Raw genomic sequence first — 15,308 nt, 5'->3', positions numbered from 1 at the left:
TGATTTGATCTGACACAAAGGATTTTTATGGCAAACCAACAATTGTTCCTGGGCATCGACTGCGGCACCCAAGGCACGAAGGCGCTGATCCTGGATGCGTTCAGCGGCCAGGTACTCGGCCAGGGCGCCGCTGCCCACAGTATGATCAGCGGGGCCAACGGTCGCCGTGAACAAGATACCCAGCAATGGCTCGATGCATTTACCCAGGCGACCCATCAAGCCTTGGCCGCCGCCGGGGTCGATGGCCAGGCCATCCTCGGCATCGGCGTTTCCGGCCAGCAGCACGGCCTGGTCTTGCTCGATGAGCAAGGCCAGGTCCTGCGCCCGGCCAAGCTGTGGTGCGACACCGAAACCACTCCGGAAAACGAACGGCTACTGGCCCACCTGGGCGGTGAAAGCGGCTCCCTGGAACGCCTCGGCGTGGTCATCGCCCCGGGTTACACGGTGTCCAAGCTGCTGTGGACCCGCGAACAGCATCCCGAGGTTTTCGCCCGCATCACCAGCATCCTGCTACCCCACGACTTTCTCAATCATTGGCTGACCGGCCGCCATTGCAGCGAATACGGCGATGCCTCGGGCACCGGCTATTTCAATGTACGTACCCGGCAATGGGACGTGCCGTTACTGCAACACATCGACCCCAGCGGCCGCTTGCAAGTGGCGTTGCCGGAACTGATCGACGCACATCAGCCGGTCGGTCGGATCCTGCCGGCCATTGCCGCGCACCTGGGCATCAACCCGAATGCCGTGGTGTCCAGCGGTGGCGGCGACAACATGATGGGCGCCATCGGCACCGGTAACATCCAGCCCGGCGTGATCACCATGAGCCTCGGCTCCTCCGGCACGGTCTACGCCTATGCCGCAGAGCCAGTGGTCAGCCCGGAAGCGTCGGTGGCGACCTTCTGCTCTTCCAGCGGTGGTTGGCTGCCGCTGATCTGCACCATGAACCTGACCAACGCCACTGGTGCGATACGCGAATTGCTGGACTTGGACATCGCCGCCTTCAACGCCCTGGTGGCCCAAGCCCCGATTGGCGCCGAGGGCGTGTGCATGCTGCCGTTCCTCAACGGTGAGCGCGTTCCCGCCCTGCCCCATGCCAGCGGCAGCCTGCTGGGCCTGACCACCACCAACCTGACCCGGGCCAACCTGTGCCGGGCCGTGGTCGAAGGCACGACCTTCGGGTTGCGCTACGGCCTGGACCTGCTGCGGGCCAACGGGCTTGAAGCCCAGAGCATTCGCCTGATTGGCGGCGGTTCGAAGAGCCCGGTGTGGCGGCAGATCGTCGCCGATATCATGAATACCCCGGTCATCTGCACCGAACAGAGCGAAGCCGCAGCCCTTGGCGCGGCGATTCAGGCGGCATGGTGCCATTCAGGGACGCAAGAGAACCTGACCGAACTGTGCGAGCGCTGCGTCAAGCTCGACCTGGACAGTGAAACCCAGCCCATCGCCGGGCACGTCGCGGCCGCCCAACACGCTTATGAACATTATCGACAACACGTCGCAACCCTTTGAGAGCAGGCAACTATGTATTTGGTGTGTGGTGAAGCACTGTTTGATTTTTTCAGTGAAACCGAGGCTGGCGGCCCGGCCTCGCAAGTGAACTTCAAGGCCATTGCCGGCGGCTCGCCGTTCAACGTGGCGGTCGGGTTGCGGCGCCTGGGTGTCGAGTCCGCGCTGTTTGCCGGGCTGTCCACTGACTACCTGGGCCGACGCTTGCAGCAGGTGCTGCTCAACGAAGGCGTCAGCGCCCGATACCTGCTGGACTTCGACGCACCGACGACCCTGGCGATGGTGGCCGTCGGCGCCAACGGCTCGCCCCACTACAGTTTTCGCGGCGAAGGCTGCGCGGACCGACAATTGAGCCTGGCCCATCTGCCGACGTTGGGCCCGGAGGTGCGTGGCTTGCATTTCGGCTCGTTCTCGCTGGTGGTCCAGCCGATTGCCGACACCCTGCTGGCCCTGGTACAGCGCGAGAGCGGCAAGCGCCTGATCAGCCTCGACCCGAACGTGCGCCTCAACCCGCAGCCGGATATCGAACTGTGGCGTTCACGGATCGCAACGCTGGTGCAATATGCCGACCTGATCAAGGTCAGCGACGAAGACCTGCACCTGCTCTACCCCGAGCTTGAGCCACAAGCGGTCATTGATGGCTGGCTGCAGCACCGTTGCCAACTGGTATTCTTGACCCGCGGCGGCCAGGGCGCCACGGTATTCAGTCGCCAACACGGTTCGTGGTCAATGCCCGCCTGCTCGGTGAAGATCGCCGATACTGTGGGCGCCGGCGACACCTTCCAGGCTGCGTTGATTACCTGGCTCACCGAACAGCAATTGGATTCGGTCGAAGGCCTGAACACCCTGACCCGCGACCAGATCAGCGCCATGCTCGACTTCGCCATACGCGCCGCGGCCCTGACCTGCGCAAAGACCGGCCCAGACCTGCCTTACCGGCGACAGTTGAACTGACGCTCGCAACCCGCCGCTGCCGAACGCCACCGAGCCTTCGGCAGCGGTTGCCACCCCACACAAAAGCCAAGCGATTCGCTTTAACCCTCGTTTAATCCCGCGATCCGACACTGTCCCGGACCGCGTATCCCTCCTGAGGTCCCGCGCGGCAGGCCCGATGTTTGAACATCAGGTCGATTTTCTCTCTGCTGCGGAGTCTCGCTCATGAATATTCGTCGATTAGTCGCCGCGTCGTCTTTGGTACTGCTGACTGGCATCAGCGTGATGGCCCAGGCTGACAACGCCGGACAACCCACGCCCTACCGTTATGGCATGCCGCTGGAGATCAAAAAGGTGGTATCGCTGAAGGAGCCATCAACGCCTTATTGCAAGGTCGTGACGGCGCAGATGGTGTACATCGACAAGACGGGGCAAACCCGTGATGTCTCTTACCGCAAACTATCGGATTCCTGCAGTTATCAAAATTGACTGGCGGGTGGCGGACAACAAAACGCCTGGCTCGGACAATGACCGGGCCAGGCGTCGATGTGCTTGTACAGGGCGCGTATTTTAACGCCCGGTCATCCGATGTAACTGATGAAAATGATTGCCGGCGGGATTGTGGTGTTGATTCTGGCCGTGGTTCTGGTCGAGTTCGGTGCGCAGTTCGGCAATCAAGTCGTTGATTGCACGGCAACCCGTGAGTTTTTGAGCATCGATGCCAGTTTTTACCAAGGCCACGCGGTCGGTTTCATGATCATCGTAGATCTTGATGGTCATCGACAAATCGGGTGACAAGGTGCATTGCGAGCGCTTGGGCAGCAAGCTGCTTTCAATGATATTTCGCATTTCGAGGGCAGATAAAAACATGGCAACTCTCTCCTGTTGAGGCGGCCAATTTATGTACACAACGGCGGTATTCTTTTAGTCCGTTTCTTCCATGCGGACTGGGACTACGAATGCCGTGCCGTTCTTCGTTTTTGGCGTTTCTAATCAATGAGCCCCATTAAGCGAACTCCTGAATCATCCCGCAAATAACATGCCTGAATTCACGACGCCCTGGCTTGATTCAAATCAATCACTTAGCTTTACCTGACGCCGGACCGGTCGTGCAGAATGCAAGGCAACGGTAAGAACCCCATGCAAACTGCAATCGCTTTTCTCCTGTCGAAAGCTAGAGTAGCCCCTATTACGGCTGGGTGAGAGGGCATCCGTCGCCTCGTGCAAAAAAACTGTGACTCGGGCTGCAAACCGGATTCATGGCCGCGCGCTCGGCCACATGCCGCAAGCTGTCGAAGTTGATATTGGCACCGGAATCGATCGCCACCAGGGTCTGGCCGTGCGCGCCGGTTCGGGCCACGTACTGCTTGATGCCCGCCACAGCCAAGGCGCCAGAGGGCTCGGTGATTGAGCGGGTGTCGTCATAGATGTCCTTGATCGCCGCGCACAGTTGATCGTTGCTGACGGTCATGACCTCATCGACACAAAAACGGCAGACCTCGAAGCCATGGGCGCCGATCTGCGCGACGGCCACACCATCGGCGAAGGTTCCCACACTCGGCAGCGTCACCCGTTCCCCCGCCACCAACGCCGCCTGCAGGCAGGCGGAGTGTTGCGACTCGACACCGATGATGCACACTTCCGGACGCAGGTACTTGACGTAGGCTGCGACTCCAGCGATCAGCCCACCGCCGCCGACCGGGACAAAAATCGCATCCAGCCTGCCGGGGTGCTGGCGCAGGATCTCCATGGCGACGGTGCCCTGCCCCGCGATCACGTCCGGGTCATCGAAAGGCGACACGAACTCCCGCCCGGTCTGCCGGGCCAAATCCAGGGCGTACTCCAGGGCAAACGGAAAACTCTCCCCGTGCAGCAACGCCTCAGCACCCCGGTTGCGTACGCCCAGCACCTTCAATTGCGGAGTGGTCAAGGGCATGACGATGGTGGCCGAGATACCCAACTCCCGCGCCGCCAGCGCCACGCCTTGGGCATGATTGCCCGCCGAAGCGGTGATGACCCCACGGGCCCGCTGCTCCGGGGTCAATTGAACCAGTCTGTTGTAGGCGCCGCGGATCTTGAAGGAAAAGGTCGGCTGCAGGTCTTCACGCTTGAGCAGGATCGTGTTGCCCAAGGCTTCGGACAATGCAGGGGCCGCTTGCAGTGGCGTGCGCACAGCCAGTTCGTACACCGGCGCGGCCAGGATCTTTTTGACGTAATGTTCCAGCAGGGCTTGCTCGGCGGGGGTAGCGGTCATGGCGGTCTCCTGGTTTGGACAGAACCCTGGAGACAGAAAGAAAAAACCCGCCTCTAGGGCGGGTTGGGTGCAGTCGTCAGCTAACCCGCCAAATAAGGAATGGCGGTAATAATGCTTGGCTGGCTGCGCAGTACGGTGGAAGTCATGATTGAAAGTTAGCTGGGGGATGGGGGCCAAGTCAATCCAAAATACACAGATGGGCTTGGTTCACCCGCTTGCGGCGAGGGGATTTATCCCCGCTGGGCCGCGAAGTGGCCCCCATGAATCTGGATGCAATCAACCGGACATCCGGCGGTGACCGGTTTGAGGGCCGCTGCGCAGCCCAACGGAGCGGTGCGACATTGCGCTAAATCCCCTTGCCACTTACTGCAGGCCAACTTTATACAACGCCCCATCGCCTTCATCCGTCAGCACATACAAGAAACCATCCGGCCCTTGGCGAACGTCACGGATACGCTCGTCGAGTTCACCAAGCAAACGCTCCTCGTGCACGACCTTATCGCCCTTTAATTGCAGGCGGATCAGGTTCTTGGAGACCAGCGCGCCGATGAACACGCTGTGCTGCCAGGCCTTGAAGCGATCACTGTCGTAGAACGCCATGCCGCTGAGCCCCGGGGACACCTGCCAGACATGGTGAGGCCCCAGGGTGCCTTTGACCGTCGTGCCCTGCGCTTCGGGAATCGGGGCACCGGAGTAATTGATGCCGTGGGTCGCCAACGGCCAACCGTAATTCTTGCCACGCTCGATGATGTTCAGCTCATCGCCCCCCTTGGGCCCATGCTCGTTTTCCCACAGCGTGCCGTTACGTGGGTTGAGGGCCGCTCCCTGAGGATTGCGAATACCGTAGGCCCAGATCTCGGGACGGACGTTTTCCTGGCCGACAAACGGGTTATCGTCCGGCACCTTACCGTCGGGGTAGATGCGCACGACCTTGCCTTGCAGCTTGTCCAGGTCCTGGGCAGTGGGCCGGTCGTTGTTTTCCCCCAAGGTGATGAACAGGTAGCCGTCCCGGTCAAACACCAGGCGCGAGCCAAAGTGGTTGCCCTTCGACAGCTTGGGCTGCTGGCGAAAGATCACGTTGAAACTGTTCAGCCTCTTCAAGTCTTGTGACAACTGCCCACGGCCCACCGCAGTGCCGGCCTTGCCGTCTTCACCGACCTCGGAATAGGACAGGTAGACCGTGCGGTCCTGTTTGAAATCCGGTGACAGCACTACATCCAGCAAACCGCCCTGGCCCTTGGCCCAGACCTTGGGAACGCCCCTCAACGGCGCCGATAACTGGCCATCGGGGCCCACCAGGCGCAGGTTGCCGGGGCGCTCCGTGACCAGCATGCCTTGCTGGTCCGGCAGGAACGCCAGCGCCCAAGGGTGCTCCAGGCCCTTGACCACGGTGATCACCTCCAAGGTGCCCTCCTCGCTTTTCGCTCGCTGGGTTTGTGCGGCAGCGGCCGGCGTGGCAAGGGTCAGAACAGCGTTGGCGCAGAGTGCGGCCAGGAGTGTTTTACGCAACATGCACACCTCCTTCTGTAGCGTGGAAAGAAACAGCCAGGATTCAGCGCCTAGCGATTGCCGTTGTTCGTGCTCCTGGGCGGCGGGGTGTAGTCGAGGTTGGGCCGTGGCGAAGCCGGCGGCTGGCCGGAACGAGGGTAGCCATTGCCGATACCGCCGTTTTCCAGGGTCGGTGGACGAGGAGCCGGTATCGTCGGGTTGTTTTGAATCATCGGCACGTTGGGCCGGGTACCTTGCATGCTATTGGGATTGGCCCGGCGAGTCGGGCTGTTATAGGGGTTGTTGTTGCCCGGTAGGTTCTGGGCCAGGACCATTGGGCCTGCACTGGGCGTGGCAGCCTGGGCGGCAGCGGTCAGTAGTAACGCCATGATGGCGAGCATCAGCCTGTTCATTCGAGCACCTCTTGGGTTCAGGCATATCGAAAGCAAGCTACGCCGCAGGTTCGCCGTTGTTAAGCGAAATGTCCCGGTGAAGATGTAACGAAGCGTCTCCGAACCATTGTGGAAGCGAGCTTGCTCGCGACGCCGGGGGGGGCAGCTTGCACCCATGGCGTCTGTACCGCCGCTATCGCGAGCAAGCTCGCTCCCACAGTGAAGCAGGATGGTGGAAACTTTTGCCAAGGCGCGACGGTCACCAGAGAGACATCCATCGGCAAGGAAAACACCACCATGGCACGGGCAATCTGGAAAGGCGCAATCAGTTTCGGGCTGGTCCATATTCCTGTAGCGCTGGTGTCGGCCACCTCTTCCCAGGGGGTGGATTTTGACTGGCTGGACAAGCGCAGCATGGACCCGGTTGGCTACAAGCGGGTCAACAAGGTCACGGGCAAGGAGGTGACCAAGGAAAACATCGTCAAGGGCGTCCAGTACCAGAAAGGCCAATACGTGCTGCTCAGCGAAGAGGAAATTCGTTCCGCCCATCCCAAGTCGACCCAGACCATCGATATCTTTTCCTTTGTCGACAGCGAGAAGATTCCCTTGCAAAACATCGATACGCCCTACTTTCTCGCCCCCGACAAGCGCGGCGGCAAAGTCTATGCCCTGCTGCGCGAAACCCTGGTCAAGAGCAACAAGGTCGCCCTGGCCCACGTCGTGCTGCATACCCGCCAGCACCTGGCAGCGCTCATGCCCCTTGAGTCGGCGCTGGTGCTGGTGATGCTGCGCTGGCCCGCAGAGGTGCGCGAGCTGGATGTCCTGGAGCTGGGCGACGAAGTCACTCACCCGACCCTGGCCAAGGGCGAGCTGGAAATGGCCAAGCGCCTCGTGGAGGACATGAGCGCCGATTGGACACCGCAAGAATACCGGGACAGTTTCGAAGACAAGATCATGGAACTGGTGGAGAAAAAAGCCAACGAAGGCCGCCTCGAAGCGGTGGAGACCGACCCAGGCGAGGAGCAGCGCAAGAGCGCCGATATCATCGACCTTACCGAACTGCTCAAGCGCAGCCTGGGCAGCAAGGGCAAGGCACCTGACAAATCCTCTGGGAAGGCCCCTGCAAAACCGGCGAAAACCGGCAAATCCGCTCCTGCTAAAAAAGCCACCAAGGCCTCCCGGGGGTAAACCCTGGCGTGTGCAATACAAAGGAATCTGTCATGGCCAACGCCGAGAGTGAATATGCTCGTTCGTCCGATACCGAATCGGATGCAACGACGCCCCGCAACCCTGGCCGACTGGGCAAGACAGCCCCTGGAAACCGCCTCCCCGAACGCCTGGCCCCGCAACTGGCCACGCCCGTGGAAGAACCACCCACCGGCGACTGGCGCTATGAGGTCCAATTCCACGGTTATCGCCTGCTGACGCGCATCGAACACGGTGAAGTCCGGTTATACAACCGCAATCATCAGGACTGGACCGAGCGGCTGAAGCTGCATGCCGACGCCCTGGCCGGGTTGAACCTGGAGGACAGTTGGCTCGACGGCGAACTGGTCCTGCTCGACGATACCGGCCACAGCGATTTCGCGGCCCTGCGCCAGGCGTTCGAAATCGGCCGCACCGTCGACATGGTGTATTTCCTGTTCGATGCGCCGTTCCTCAACGGTGTCGACCTGCGCCAGGCGCCGGTGGAAGAGCGCCGTGCAGCACTGAAAAAAGCCCTTGGCAACAACGCCAGCAAGCGCCTGCGCTTTTCCGAGTCGTTTTCCGCCAGCCAGCACGAGATGTTCGAAAGCGCCATCGCCCTGTCACTGGACAGCGTGGTCGGCAAGCGCCTGGGCAGCCCCTATATGTCCCGACGTAGCGCCGATTGGGTAAAACTCAAGTGTCGGTTGCGCCAGTCCTTTGTCATCGTCGGGTTCACCCGGCCCCAAGGCAAGCGCGCCGGTTTCGGCGCGCTGCTGTTGGCAGTCAACGGGCCGGAGGGGCTGGTGTATGCCGGTCGGGTGGGCACCGGGTTCAGCCAGGCACAAATCAAACAGTTACACGCACAACTGAGCGCGCAACAGCGCGAGACTTCACCATTGGCCTTGCCACTCGCCGGTGCGCAAGGACGCGGCGTGCAATGGGTCGAACCTGGCCTGACCTGCGAGGTCGAGTTCGTTGAATGGACTGCCGACAGCCAGGTGCGGCAGGCGATTTTCCTGGATTTGTCGAACAATACGCCGGCCAACAAGATCGTTCGCGAGCAACCCCTGCCGATAAAACCTGCGACAAAACCCCAGCGTCGCAGCAAAGCCCGCGCGGCCAAAGTCGACGGCGTGATGATCACCCACCCCGACCGGGTCATCGACAGTGTCAGCGGTGTCCAAAAGGCCGAGCTGGCGCAGTATTACCTGGACATCGCCCCTTGGATCCTGCCGCACCTCAAGCAGCGGCCGGTTGCGCTACTGCGGGCACCGGATGGTATCGGCGAAGAACAGTTCTTTCAAAAACACGCCGATCGCCTGGAGATTCCCCATATCAAGCAGTTGGATCCTGGACTGGACCCAGGCCACGCACCGCTGATGGAAATCGATGACATCCACGCATTGGTCAGCGCGGCGCAGATGGGTACGGTGGAGTTGCACACCTGGACCGCGACTCATGATCGGATCGAGACGCCTGACCTGTTTGTCCTGGACCTGGATCCGGACCCTTCGTTGCCCTGGAGCGCCATGATCGAGGCGACCGGCATGACCTTGGCGCTGCTCGACGAGTTGGGTTTGCAGGCCTTCCTCAAGACCAGCGGTGGCAAAGGCATGCACGTGATAGTGCCCCTGGCCAGAAGCGAGGGTTGGGACACCACCAAGGCATTCGCCAAGGCCATCTCACAGTTCCTGGCCCGGCAGATGCCAGAGCGCATGACCGCCACCATGGGGCCGAAGAACCGCGTCGGGAAAATATTCGTCGACTACCTGCGCAACGCCCGTGGGGCCAGTACAGTGGCCGCCTACTCGGTGCGCGCCAGGCCAGGCCTACCGGTTTCGGTGCCAATTGCCCGGGCCGAGCTGCAGACCCTGCGCAATGCCCAGCAATGGGACATTTATACCGCGCTGGAACGGGCTAAAGGCCTGCGGACCGATCCTTGGGAAGGCTACAACCACCGCCAGCGGATCACCACCAGGATGTGGGCGCAGCTGGATGCGCAAAAACCCGAGGCATGAGGACGAACACGGCGTTCAAATCCAGACGAAGATCGCCAGCAAACCGCCAAAAAAAGCCCATTTCTGCAGGTAATAAAGCGTGCGGTTGCGTTTCTTCAGGGCCTTGCCCTGCAAGCGGATCTTGTACAGCCTGGAGAACGCCCGGTTCAGGCCGCCCGTCCTGTCGCCCGCGTCGTTGGGCGCACCGGCCGCCGCCATCACGGTGCGGCTGAACCAGCGGTTGAACGCAGTGGCCCAGCGAAACTTCATGGGCCGCTCCACGTCGCAGAACAGGATGATGCGGTTATGGTCGGTGGTGTTCTCGGCGTAATGAATGAAGGTTTCGTCGAAAATCACCGCCTCGCCATCGCGCCAATGATAAGGCTCGCCATCGACATTGATGTAGCAGCCGGCATCGTTGGGCGTTTCCAGGCCCAGGTGATACCGATAGGACCCGGCATACGGGTCACGGTGCCGGACCAGCTTCGAGCCCGGAGGCAACTCGGCGAACATCGCCGCCTTGATCGAACCGATGCTCTGCACCAGCTCGGTGGTGCGTGGGCACAGCTTCATGGCCGAGGGATGGCTATCGCCGTACCACTTCAGGTAGAAACGCTTCCAACCGGTCTTGAAGAACGAGTTGAAGCCCACGTCGTCATATTGATTGGATCGCTTGATCTCTCCCGCATGCAGCAGGCTCTGGCCTTCGGCCCGGATCTCTTCCCAGTGAGCCTGCAACGGGCTCAGGTCCGGAAACTGCGCCGGGCTCAGGAACGGCTTGTTGGGCAGTTTCGAGCACAGGTAAAGCAGACAATTGATCGGGGCGAGAAAAGACGAGTGATCGCTCAACTGGCGCCCGAACTTATGCCGCACGCGCCCGCGCAGGTGGACGTAGCCAATGGAGAGGATGTAGATCGCGGCAATGATGAGCTTCACGGAATCCGTCACAATGCAGGAGTGAACAGGCTGCTTCTCCAGGCCAGCCAAGCGGCAAGGGAGATCGCATCGGGTGAGATGGCATTTTAGCCACAGTTTGTAAGCAAAAGTTATCCTGCAAATGTGAAAAACTGTCTTGTCCGGGCAATACCCTATCGTTTATGCGGCCAGATCAGTACAATCGCCGCCAACTATCACGCGCCCCCTTTTGGCCGAAACCGTTAACCCGGCTTCGGCGCACGTCTACCGGGCCAGGCGCTCCGTATGCTGCTGTCCTCTTATGCCGGATGGACCCTTGCGCTTGCGACCGCGACGCCTTTGCGCGGTCGGGACGTGCGCAAACAGGTACTGAACAGGTACTGCCGCACCCTTAGCTACTCTGAATGTTCCGCAGGATAAACCTTTGATCTCTACAGCTAACATCACGATGCAGTTCGGCGCCAAGCCACTGTTCGAAAACGTCTCGGTCAAATTCGGCGCGGGTAACCGCTACGGTCTGATCGGCGCCAACGGTTGCGGCAAGTCGACCTTCATGAAAATCCTCGGCGGCGACCTCGAGCCGTCCGGCGGCCAGGTCATGCTCGAGCCGAACGTGCGCCTGGGTAAACTGCGCCAGGACCAGTTCGCCTACGAAGAATTCACCGTGATCGATACGGTGATCATGGGTCACGAAGAGCTGTGGAAGGTCAAGGCCGAGCGCGACCGCATCTATTCGCTGCCGGAAATGACCGAAGAAGACGGCATGGCCGTGGCCGAGCTGGAAACCGAATTTGCCGAAATGGACGGCTACACCGCCGAATCCCGCGCCGGTGAACTGCTGTTGGGCCTGGGGATTGGCATCGAGCAGCATTTCGGCCCGATGAGCGAAGTGTCGCCAGGCTGGAAACTGCGTGTGCTGCTGGCCCAGGCGCTGTTCTCCGACCCGGAAGTGCTGCTGCTGGACGAGCCGACCAACCACCTGGATATCAACACCATCCGCTGGCTGGAAAACGTGCTGACCCAGCGCTCGAGCCTGATGATCATCATCTCCCACGACCGTCACTTCCTGAACAGTGTCTGCACCCACATGGCAGACCTGGACTACGGTGAGCTGCGCCTGTTCCCGGGCAACTATGACGAATACATGACCGTGGCAACCCAGTCCCGCGAGCAACTGCTGTCGGACAACGCCAAGAAGAAAGCGCAGATTTCCGAACTGCAGTCGTTCGTCAGCCGTTTCTCGGCCAACGCCTCGAAAGCCAAGCAGGCCACCTCCCGCGCCAAGCAGATCGACAAGATCCAACTGGCCGAGGTCAAGCCATCGAGCCGCGTCAGCCCGTTCATTCGCTTCGAACAGACCAAGAAACTGCACCGCCAGGCGGTCATTGTCGAGCGCATGGCCAAGGGCTTTGACGGCAAGCCGCTGTTCAAGGACTTCAGCTTCACCGTCGAAGCTGGTGAACGCGTGGCGATCATTGGCCCGAACGGTATCGGCAAGACCACCTTGCTGCGCACCCTGGTCAATGAACTGGAACCGGATGCCGGTACCGTGAAATGGACCGACGCCGCGGAACTGGGCTACTACGCCCAGGACCATGCCCACGACTTCGAAGACGACGTCAACCTGTTCGACTGGATGGGCCAATGGACCCAGGGCGGCGAACAACTGGTGCGTGGCACCTTGGGCCGCATGCTGTTTTCCAACGACGAGATCCTCAAGTCGGTCAAGGTCATTTCCGGTGGTGAACAGGGCCGCATGCTGTTCGGCAAACTGATCCTGCAAAAGCCGAACGTGCTGGTCATGGACGAACCGACCAACCACTTGGACATGGAATCCATCGAAGCGCTGAACCTGGCGCTGGAAAACTACCCGGGCACGCTGATCTTCGTCAGCCACGACCGTGAGTTCGTCTCGTCCCTGGCCACTCGCATCATCGAACTGAGTGCCGACGGCGTGGTGGACTTCAGCGGCACCTATGATGACTACCTGCGCAGCCAGGGTGTGGTGTTCTAAGCACAGCCCTCAGCTGTAAGCTGCAAGTGAAAGCCCTGTCCGTAGCGACAGGGCTTTTTGTATTCCAAGATCACAACTGGGCCTGTGGGATTTGTGGTGGCTTCCCAGATTGAAATCCGCTTGCGCCAACACATTTAGTTAGCCTGCTTTCTTTTATCCCCACCTCGCGCCATGATGAGGCTCTCTTACCGCCGCCCGCGAACGAGCCCCATGCCCACGCCCTCACCTGCCCCCAGTTCCCTGTCGGTCACCCTGCAGATCGTCTCCATCGTTTTCTACACCTTCATCGCCTTTCTCTGCATCGGCCTGCCCATTGCCGTACTGCCGGGGTATGTCCACGAACAGTTGGGCTTCAGCGCAGTGGTCGCCGGGCTGACCATCGGCTCACAATATCTGGCTACCCTGCTCAGCCGTCCCATGGCCGGTCGGTTGTCGGACAGCGTCGGCACCAAGCGGGCAATCGTCTACGGGCTGTCGGGGATTGTGCTCAGCGGCGTGCTGACGCTGCTCTCGACCTTGCTGCAAGGGTTTCCCCTGCCCAGCCTGCTGATTCTGATTGCCGGTCGCTTGCTGCTCGGCGTGGCCCAAGGGCTGATCGGCGTAGGCACCATCAGTTGGTGCATGGGCCAGGTGGGTGTGGAACACACGGCTCGCTCGATTTCCTGGAACGGCATCGCCTCGTACGGGGCCATTGCCATTGGCGCCCCGCTGGGTGTGGTGATGGTCGGTGAACTGGGTTTCGCCAGTCTGGGCATTGCGTTGTCGTTGCTGGCGGGCGCTGCGCTGTTGATGATTCGCAACAAGCCGTCGGTGCCGGTCATTCGTGGCGAACGCTTGCCTTTCTGGGCGGTATTTGGACGCATTGCGCCGTACGGAGCAGGCCTGAGCCTGGCATCGATCGGCTACGGTACGCTCACCACGTTTATCACACTGTTTTACATCAGCCGCGGCTGGACCGGCGCGGCGTGGTGCCTGACGGTTTTCGGCGTCTGCTTCATCCTCGCGCGATTAGTGTTCATTTCCAGCATCGCCCGCTTCGGCGGCTTCAACTCGGCCATTGTCTGCATGAGCATCGAAACCCTCGGGCTGGTATTGCTGTGGCTGGCCCCATCCACTCCGTTCGCCCTGGTCGGCGCCGGGCTGGCCGGCTTCGGGCTGTCGCTGGTGTATCCGGCGCTCGGGGTGGAGGCCATCAAGCAGGTGCCGAACACCAGTCGTGGCGCGGGCTTGAGTGCCTACGCGGTGTTCTTTGACCTGGCGCTGGCGATTGCCGGTCCGCTGATGGGCGCGGTGGCATTGAACCTGGGTTATTCGTCGATCTTCTTCTGTGCCGCGTTGCTGTCCGTCAGCGGCCTGGGGCTGACCTTGCTGCTGCGTCGCCGAGCGACAAACGCCCATTATTGATCAGCCGTCCTCATCCCCGCCCGGGTCGGCTTGCCCAAAGCCTCGCCAAAAAAGCGGCTGGCCTCGGAAATCATGGTGCGGTGGATGTCCTTGCGATCGACCCCGTCAGCATCCGTGCAGAGCGCTGGCATCGCGGCGATCTGCTCGTCGGTACACGGGGCCAGGAAGACAAAGTGCCCCGCGCCGGCCAGGGTCTTGAAATCCGGTGCGGTAGGCAGCTTGCGGGCCAAGGCGGCAGCGTTCTTGTCGAAAGCCACGAGTTTGTCGCCATCACCGCTGTACAACAGCACCGGCACATGGACATCGGCCAGGGTGTGACGACCGAATTTCAGGCTCAACGGCGCCATCAGCAGCAATGCCCGAACCCTGGGGTCGGCCACAGGTTGCAGGTCGTCGCGGTCGGCGATCAGTTCGCCCTGGGTGTTACAGGCATCACGGTCGTCCGGTCGCTCCTGGCAGTAGCGACGCAGGCGATTGAGATCCGGCGTCGCACCGGACAGGATCAGCGCCGTCTCGCCACCGGCCGAATAGCCGATCACCCCGACCTGCCCGGCGTTGACGAACGGCGAGAGCATCGGGTCGTTCAACGTTGCGGTAATGGCTTCGGAAATCTGGATCGGCCGGCCATACAGGTTGCTCAGGGTCCCGAGCCGGCTGTGGTCCTGGGCGTTGTCGCCGGGATGAATCACCGCCACCACGACAAATCCCTTGCGCGCCAGCGAGGTGGCCAGGTCGTGCAGGGCCAGCGGTGTACCGGTATTGCCATGGGACAGCATCAGCAGCGGAAAGCGGCCGATGGCGATCTGGGCGTCTGGCGCGGCATCGATCTGGTAGCCACCCAGCAGGCTGGACTGTTCCCGGTCGGTGGACGGATAAAAGGCGAAAGCGTGCATCGGCTGCTGATCCAGCGGATCGAGAAAGCTCAGCTCATGGAAGCCGGCGCTCCAATGCGGATGCGGCCCCGGTGCGGCCTGCACTGAACCGAGACTGGCAAACAAGCAAAGCAGCAGCGCTGCACCAAAACGTGTCATCGAATCTTCCACCTTCACCAGCGCCCGGGAAGACCCCGTCGCTCGCACTCTTGGCCGTGCATAACCTGCGCCATGAAGCCCAGCGCCGAATGCAGCAAAACCCTGCATCCCGACCATCCAATGACGACGAGAATACAGGGTTTTGCCAAGGTTGCCCGAAGAGCTTGGTGCCTTTACGCA

General features: G+C 61.1%; 13 protein-coding genes. 7 read left to right on the top strand and 6 right to left on the bottom strand.

The genetic code is table 11. The features are described from left to right. The first annotated feature begins 27 nt into the window (after positions 1-27). The 3 genes from xylB to DTP52_RS22920 all read left to right on the top strand — a co-directional run bounded on the left by xylB (position 28) and on the right by DTP52_RS22920 (position 2,934). Complete coding sequence (gene xylB / locus DTP52_RS22930; RefSeq protein WP_109755382.1) at positions 28-1,515, top strand: xylulokinase; 1,488 nt, start codon at positions 28-30, stop codon at positions 1,513-1,515. A gap of 12 nt (positions 1,516-1,527) precedes the next feature. Continuing rightward, a complete protein-coding gene (locus DTP52_RS22925) occupies positions 1,528-2,466 on the top strand; it encodes a carbohydrate kinase (protein ID WP_109755381.1) in 939 nt (312 codons plus the stop codon). Positions 2,467-2,670: 204 nt separating this feature from the next. Further along, complete coding sequence (locus tag DTP52_RS22920) at positions 2,671-2,934, top strand: DUF2790 domain-containing protein (RefSeq protein ID WP_109755380.1); 264 nt, start codon at positions 2,671-2,673, stop codon at positions 2,932-2,934. Positions 2,935-3,015: 81 nt separating this feature from the next. Here the strand turns inward: DTP52_RS22920 and DTP52_RS22915 are convergent, their stop codons facing one another. From DTP52_RS22915 to DTP52_RS22900, 4 genes are all read right to left on the bottom strand, one after another. Continuing rightward, a complete protein-coding gene (locus DTP52_RS22915) occupies positions 3,016-3,315 on the bottom strand; it encodes a DUF1652 domain-containing protein (RefSeq protein WP_109755379.1) in 300 nt (99 codons plus the stop codon). A 319-nt stretch (positions 3,316-3,634) separates the two neighbouring features. Beyond that, a complete protein-coding gene (ilvA, locus tag DTP52_RS22910; protein WP_109755378.1) occupies positions 3,635-4,699 on the bottom strand; it encodes a threonine ammonia-lyase, biosynthetic in 1,065 nt (354 codons plus the stop codon). 363 nt (positions 4,700-5,062) lie between these two features. Continuing rightward, a complete protein-coding gene (locus DTP52_RS22905; RefSeq protein WP_109755377.1) occupies positions 5,063-6,211 on the bottom strand; it encodes a PQQ-dependent sugar dehydrogenase in 1,149 nt (382 codons plus the stop codon). 47 nt (positions 6,212-6,258) lie between these two features. Beyond that, positions 6,259-6,600, bottom strand: coding sequence for a hypothetical protein (locus DTP52_RS22900; protein ID WP_109755376.1), 342 nt, complete (start codon positions 6,598-6,600; stop codon positions 6,259-6,261). Positions 6,601-6,876: 276 nt separating this feature from the next. On the opposite strand from DTP52_RS22900, the gene DTP52_RS22895 reads away from it, so the two are divergent. Then, the gene (locus DTP52_RS22895; protein WP_109755375.1) at positions 6,877-7,767 is read left to right on the top strand and encodes a Ku protein; all 891 of its coding nucleotides are present in this window, start codon (positions 6,877-6,879) and stop codon (positions 7,765-7,767) included. 32 nt (positions 7,768-7,799) lie between these two features. After that, on the top strand, positions 7,800-9,785 hold the full coding sequence (gene ligD / locus DTP52_RS22890) for a DNA ligase D (RefSeq protein WP_109755374.1): 1,986 nt from the start codon (positions 7,800-7,802) through the stop codon (positions 9,783-9,785). A 15-nt stretch (positions 9,786-9,800) separates the two neighbouring features. Here ligD and lpxO read toward each other — a convergent pair whose 3' ends face one another. After that, positions 9,801-10,700 carry a lipid A hydroxylase LpxO gene (gene lpxO, locus DTP52_RS22885; RefSeq protein ID WP_109755465.1) on the bottom strand — a complete coding sequence of 300 codons (900 nt, stop codon included), beginning with the start codon at positions 10,698-10,700 and terminating at the stop codon, positions 9,801-9,803. Positions 10,701-11,103: 403 nt separating this feature from the next. Between lpxO and DTP52_RS22880 the strand changes: the two genes are divergently transcribed. Together DTP52_RS22880 and DTP52_RS22875 are read left to right on the top strand one after the other, a co-directional pair. Beyond that, positions 11,104-12,693 carry an ABC-F family ATPase gene (locus DTP52_RS22880; RefSeq protein WP_003181279.1) on the top strand — a complete coding sequence of 530 codons (1,590 nt, stop codon included), beginning with the start codon at positions 11,104-11,106 and terminating at the stop codon, positions 12,691-12,693. Between the two features lie 210 nt (positions 12,694-12,903). Then, entirely contained in the window at positions 12,904-14,097 is a 1,194-nt protein-coding gene (locus DTP52_RS22875) for an MFS transporter (RefSeq protein WP_109755373.1), read from the top strand. On the opposite strand, the gene DTP52_RS22870 is transcribed toward DTP52_RS22875, so the two are convergent. Next, positions 14,091-15,128 (bottom strand): dienelactone hydrolase, encoded by a 1,038-nt coding sequence (locus tag DTP52_RS22870; RefSeq protein WP_109755372.1) that lies wholly within the window; start codon positions 15,126-15,128, stop codon positions 14,091-14,093. The two genes, DTP52_RS22875 and DTP52_RS22870, sit on opposite strands and share 7 nt — an antisense overlap. Positions 15,129-15,308: the final 180 nt, after the last annotated feature.

It is taken from the genome of Pseudomonas sp. 43mfcvi1.1 (assembly GCF_900115935.1).
Lineage (GTDB): Bacteria > Pseudomonadota > Gammaproteobacteria > Pseudomonadales > Pseudomonadaceae > Aquipseudomonas > Aquipseudomonas bijieensis.
The sequence above is the reverse complement of the archived record's forward strand: the minus strand, read 5'-3'. Positions and strand labels throughout refer to the sequence as shown.

Coding starts and splice junctions, on each gene's coding strand:
- xylB (WP_109755382.1), top strand. CDS start 28: ATGGCAAACCAACAATTGTTCCTGGGCATCGACTGCGGCACCCAAGGC.
- DTP52_RS22925 (WP_109755381.1), top strand. CDS start 1,528: ATGTATTTGGTGTGTGGTGAAGCACTGTTTGATTTTTTCAGTGAAACC.
- DTP52_RS22920 (WP_109755380.1), top strand. CDS start 2,671: ATGAATATTCGTCGATTAGTCGCCGCGTCGTCTTTGGTACTGCTGACT.
- DTP52_RS22915 (WP_109755379.1), bottom strand. CDS start 3,315: ATGTTTTTATCTGCCCTCGAAATGCGAAATATCATTGAAAGCAGCTTG.
- ilvA (WP_109755378.1), bottom strand. CDS start 4,699: ATGACCGCTACCCCCGCCGAGCAAGCCCTGCTGGAACATTACGTCAAA.
- DTP52_RS22905 (WP_109755377.1), bottom strand. CDS start 6,211: ATGTTGCGTAAAACACTCCTGGCCGCACTCTGCGCCAACGCTGTTCTG.
- DTP52_RS22900 (WP_109755376.1), bottom strand. CDS start 6,600: ATGAACAGGCTGATGCTCGCCATCATGGCGTTACTACTGACCGCTGCC.
- DTP52_RS22895 (WP_109755375.1), top strand. CDS start 6,877: ATGGCACGGGCAATCTGGAAAGGCGCAATCAGTTTCGGGCTGGTCCAT.
- ligD (WP_109755374.1), top strand. CDS start 7,800: ATGGCCAACGCCGAGAGTGAATATGCTCGTTCGTCCGATACCGAATCG.
- DTP52_RS22875 (WP_109755373.1), top strand. CDS start 12,904: ATGCCCACGCCCTCACCTGCCCCCAGTTCCCTGTCGGTCACCCTGCAG.
- DTP52_RS22870 (WP_109755372.1), bottom strand. CDS start 15,128: ATGACACGTTTTGGTGCAGCGCTGCTGCTTTGCTTGTTTGCCAGTCTC.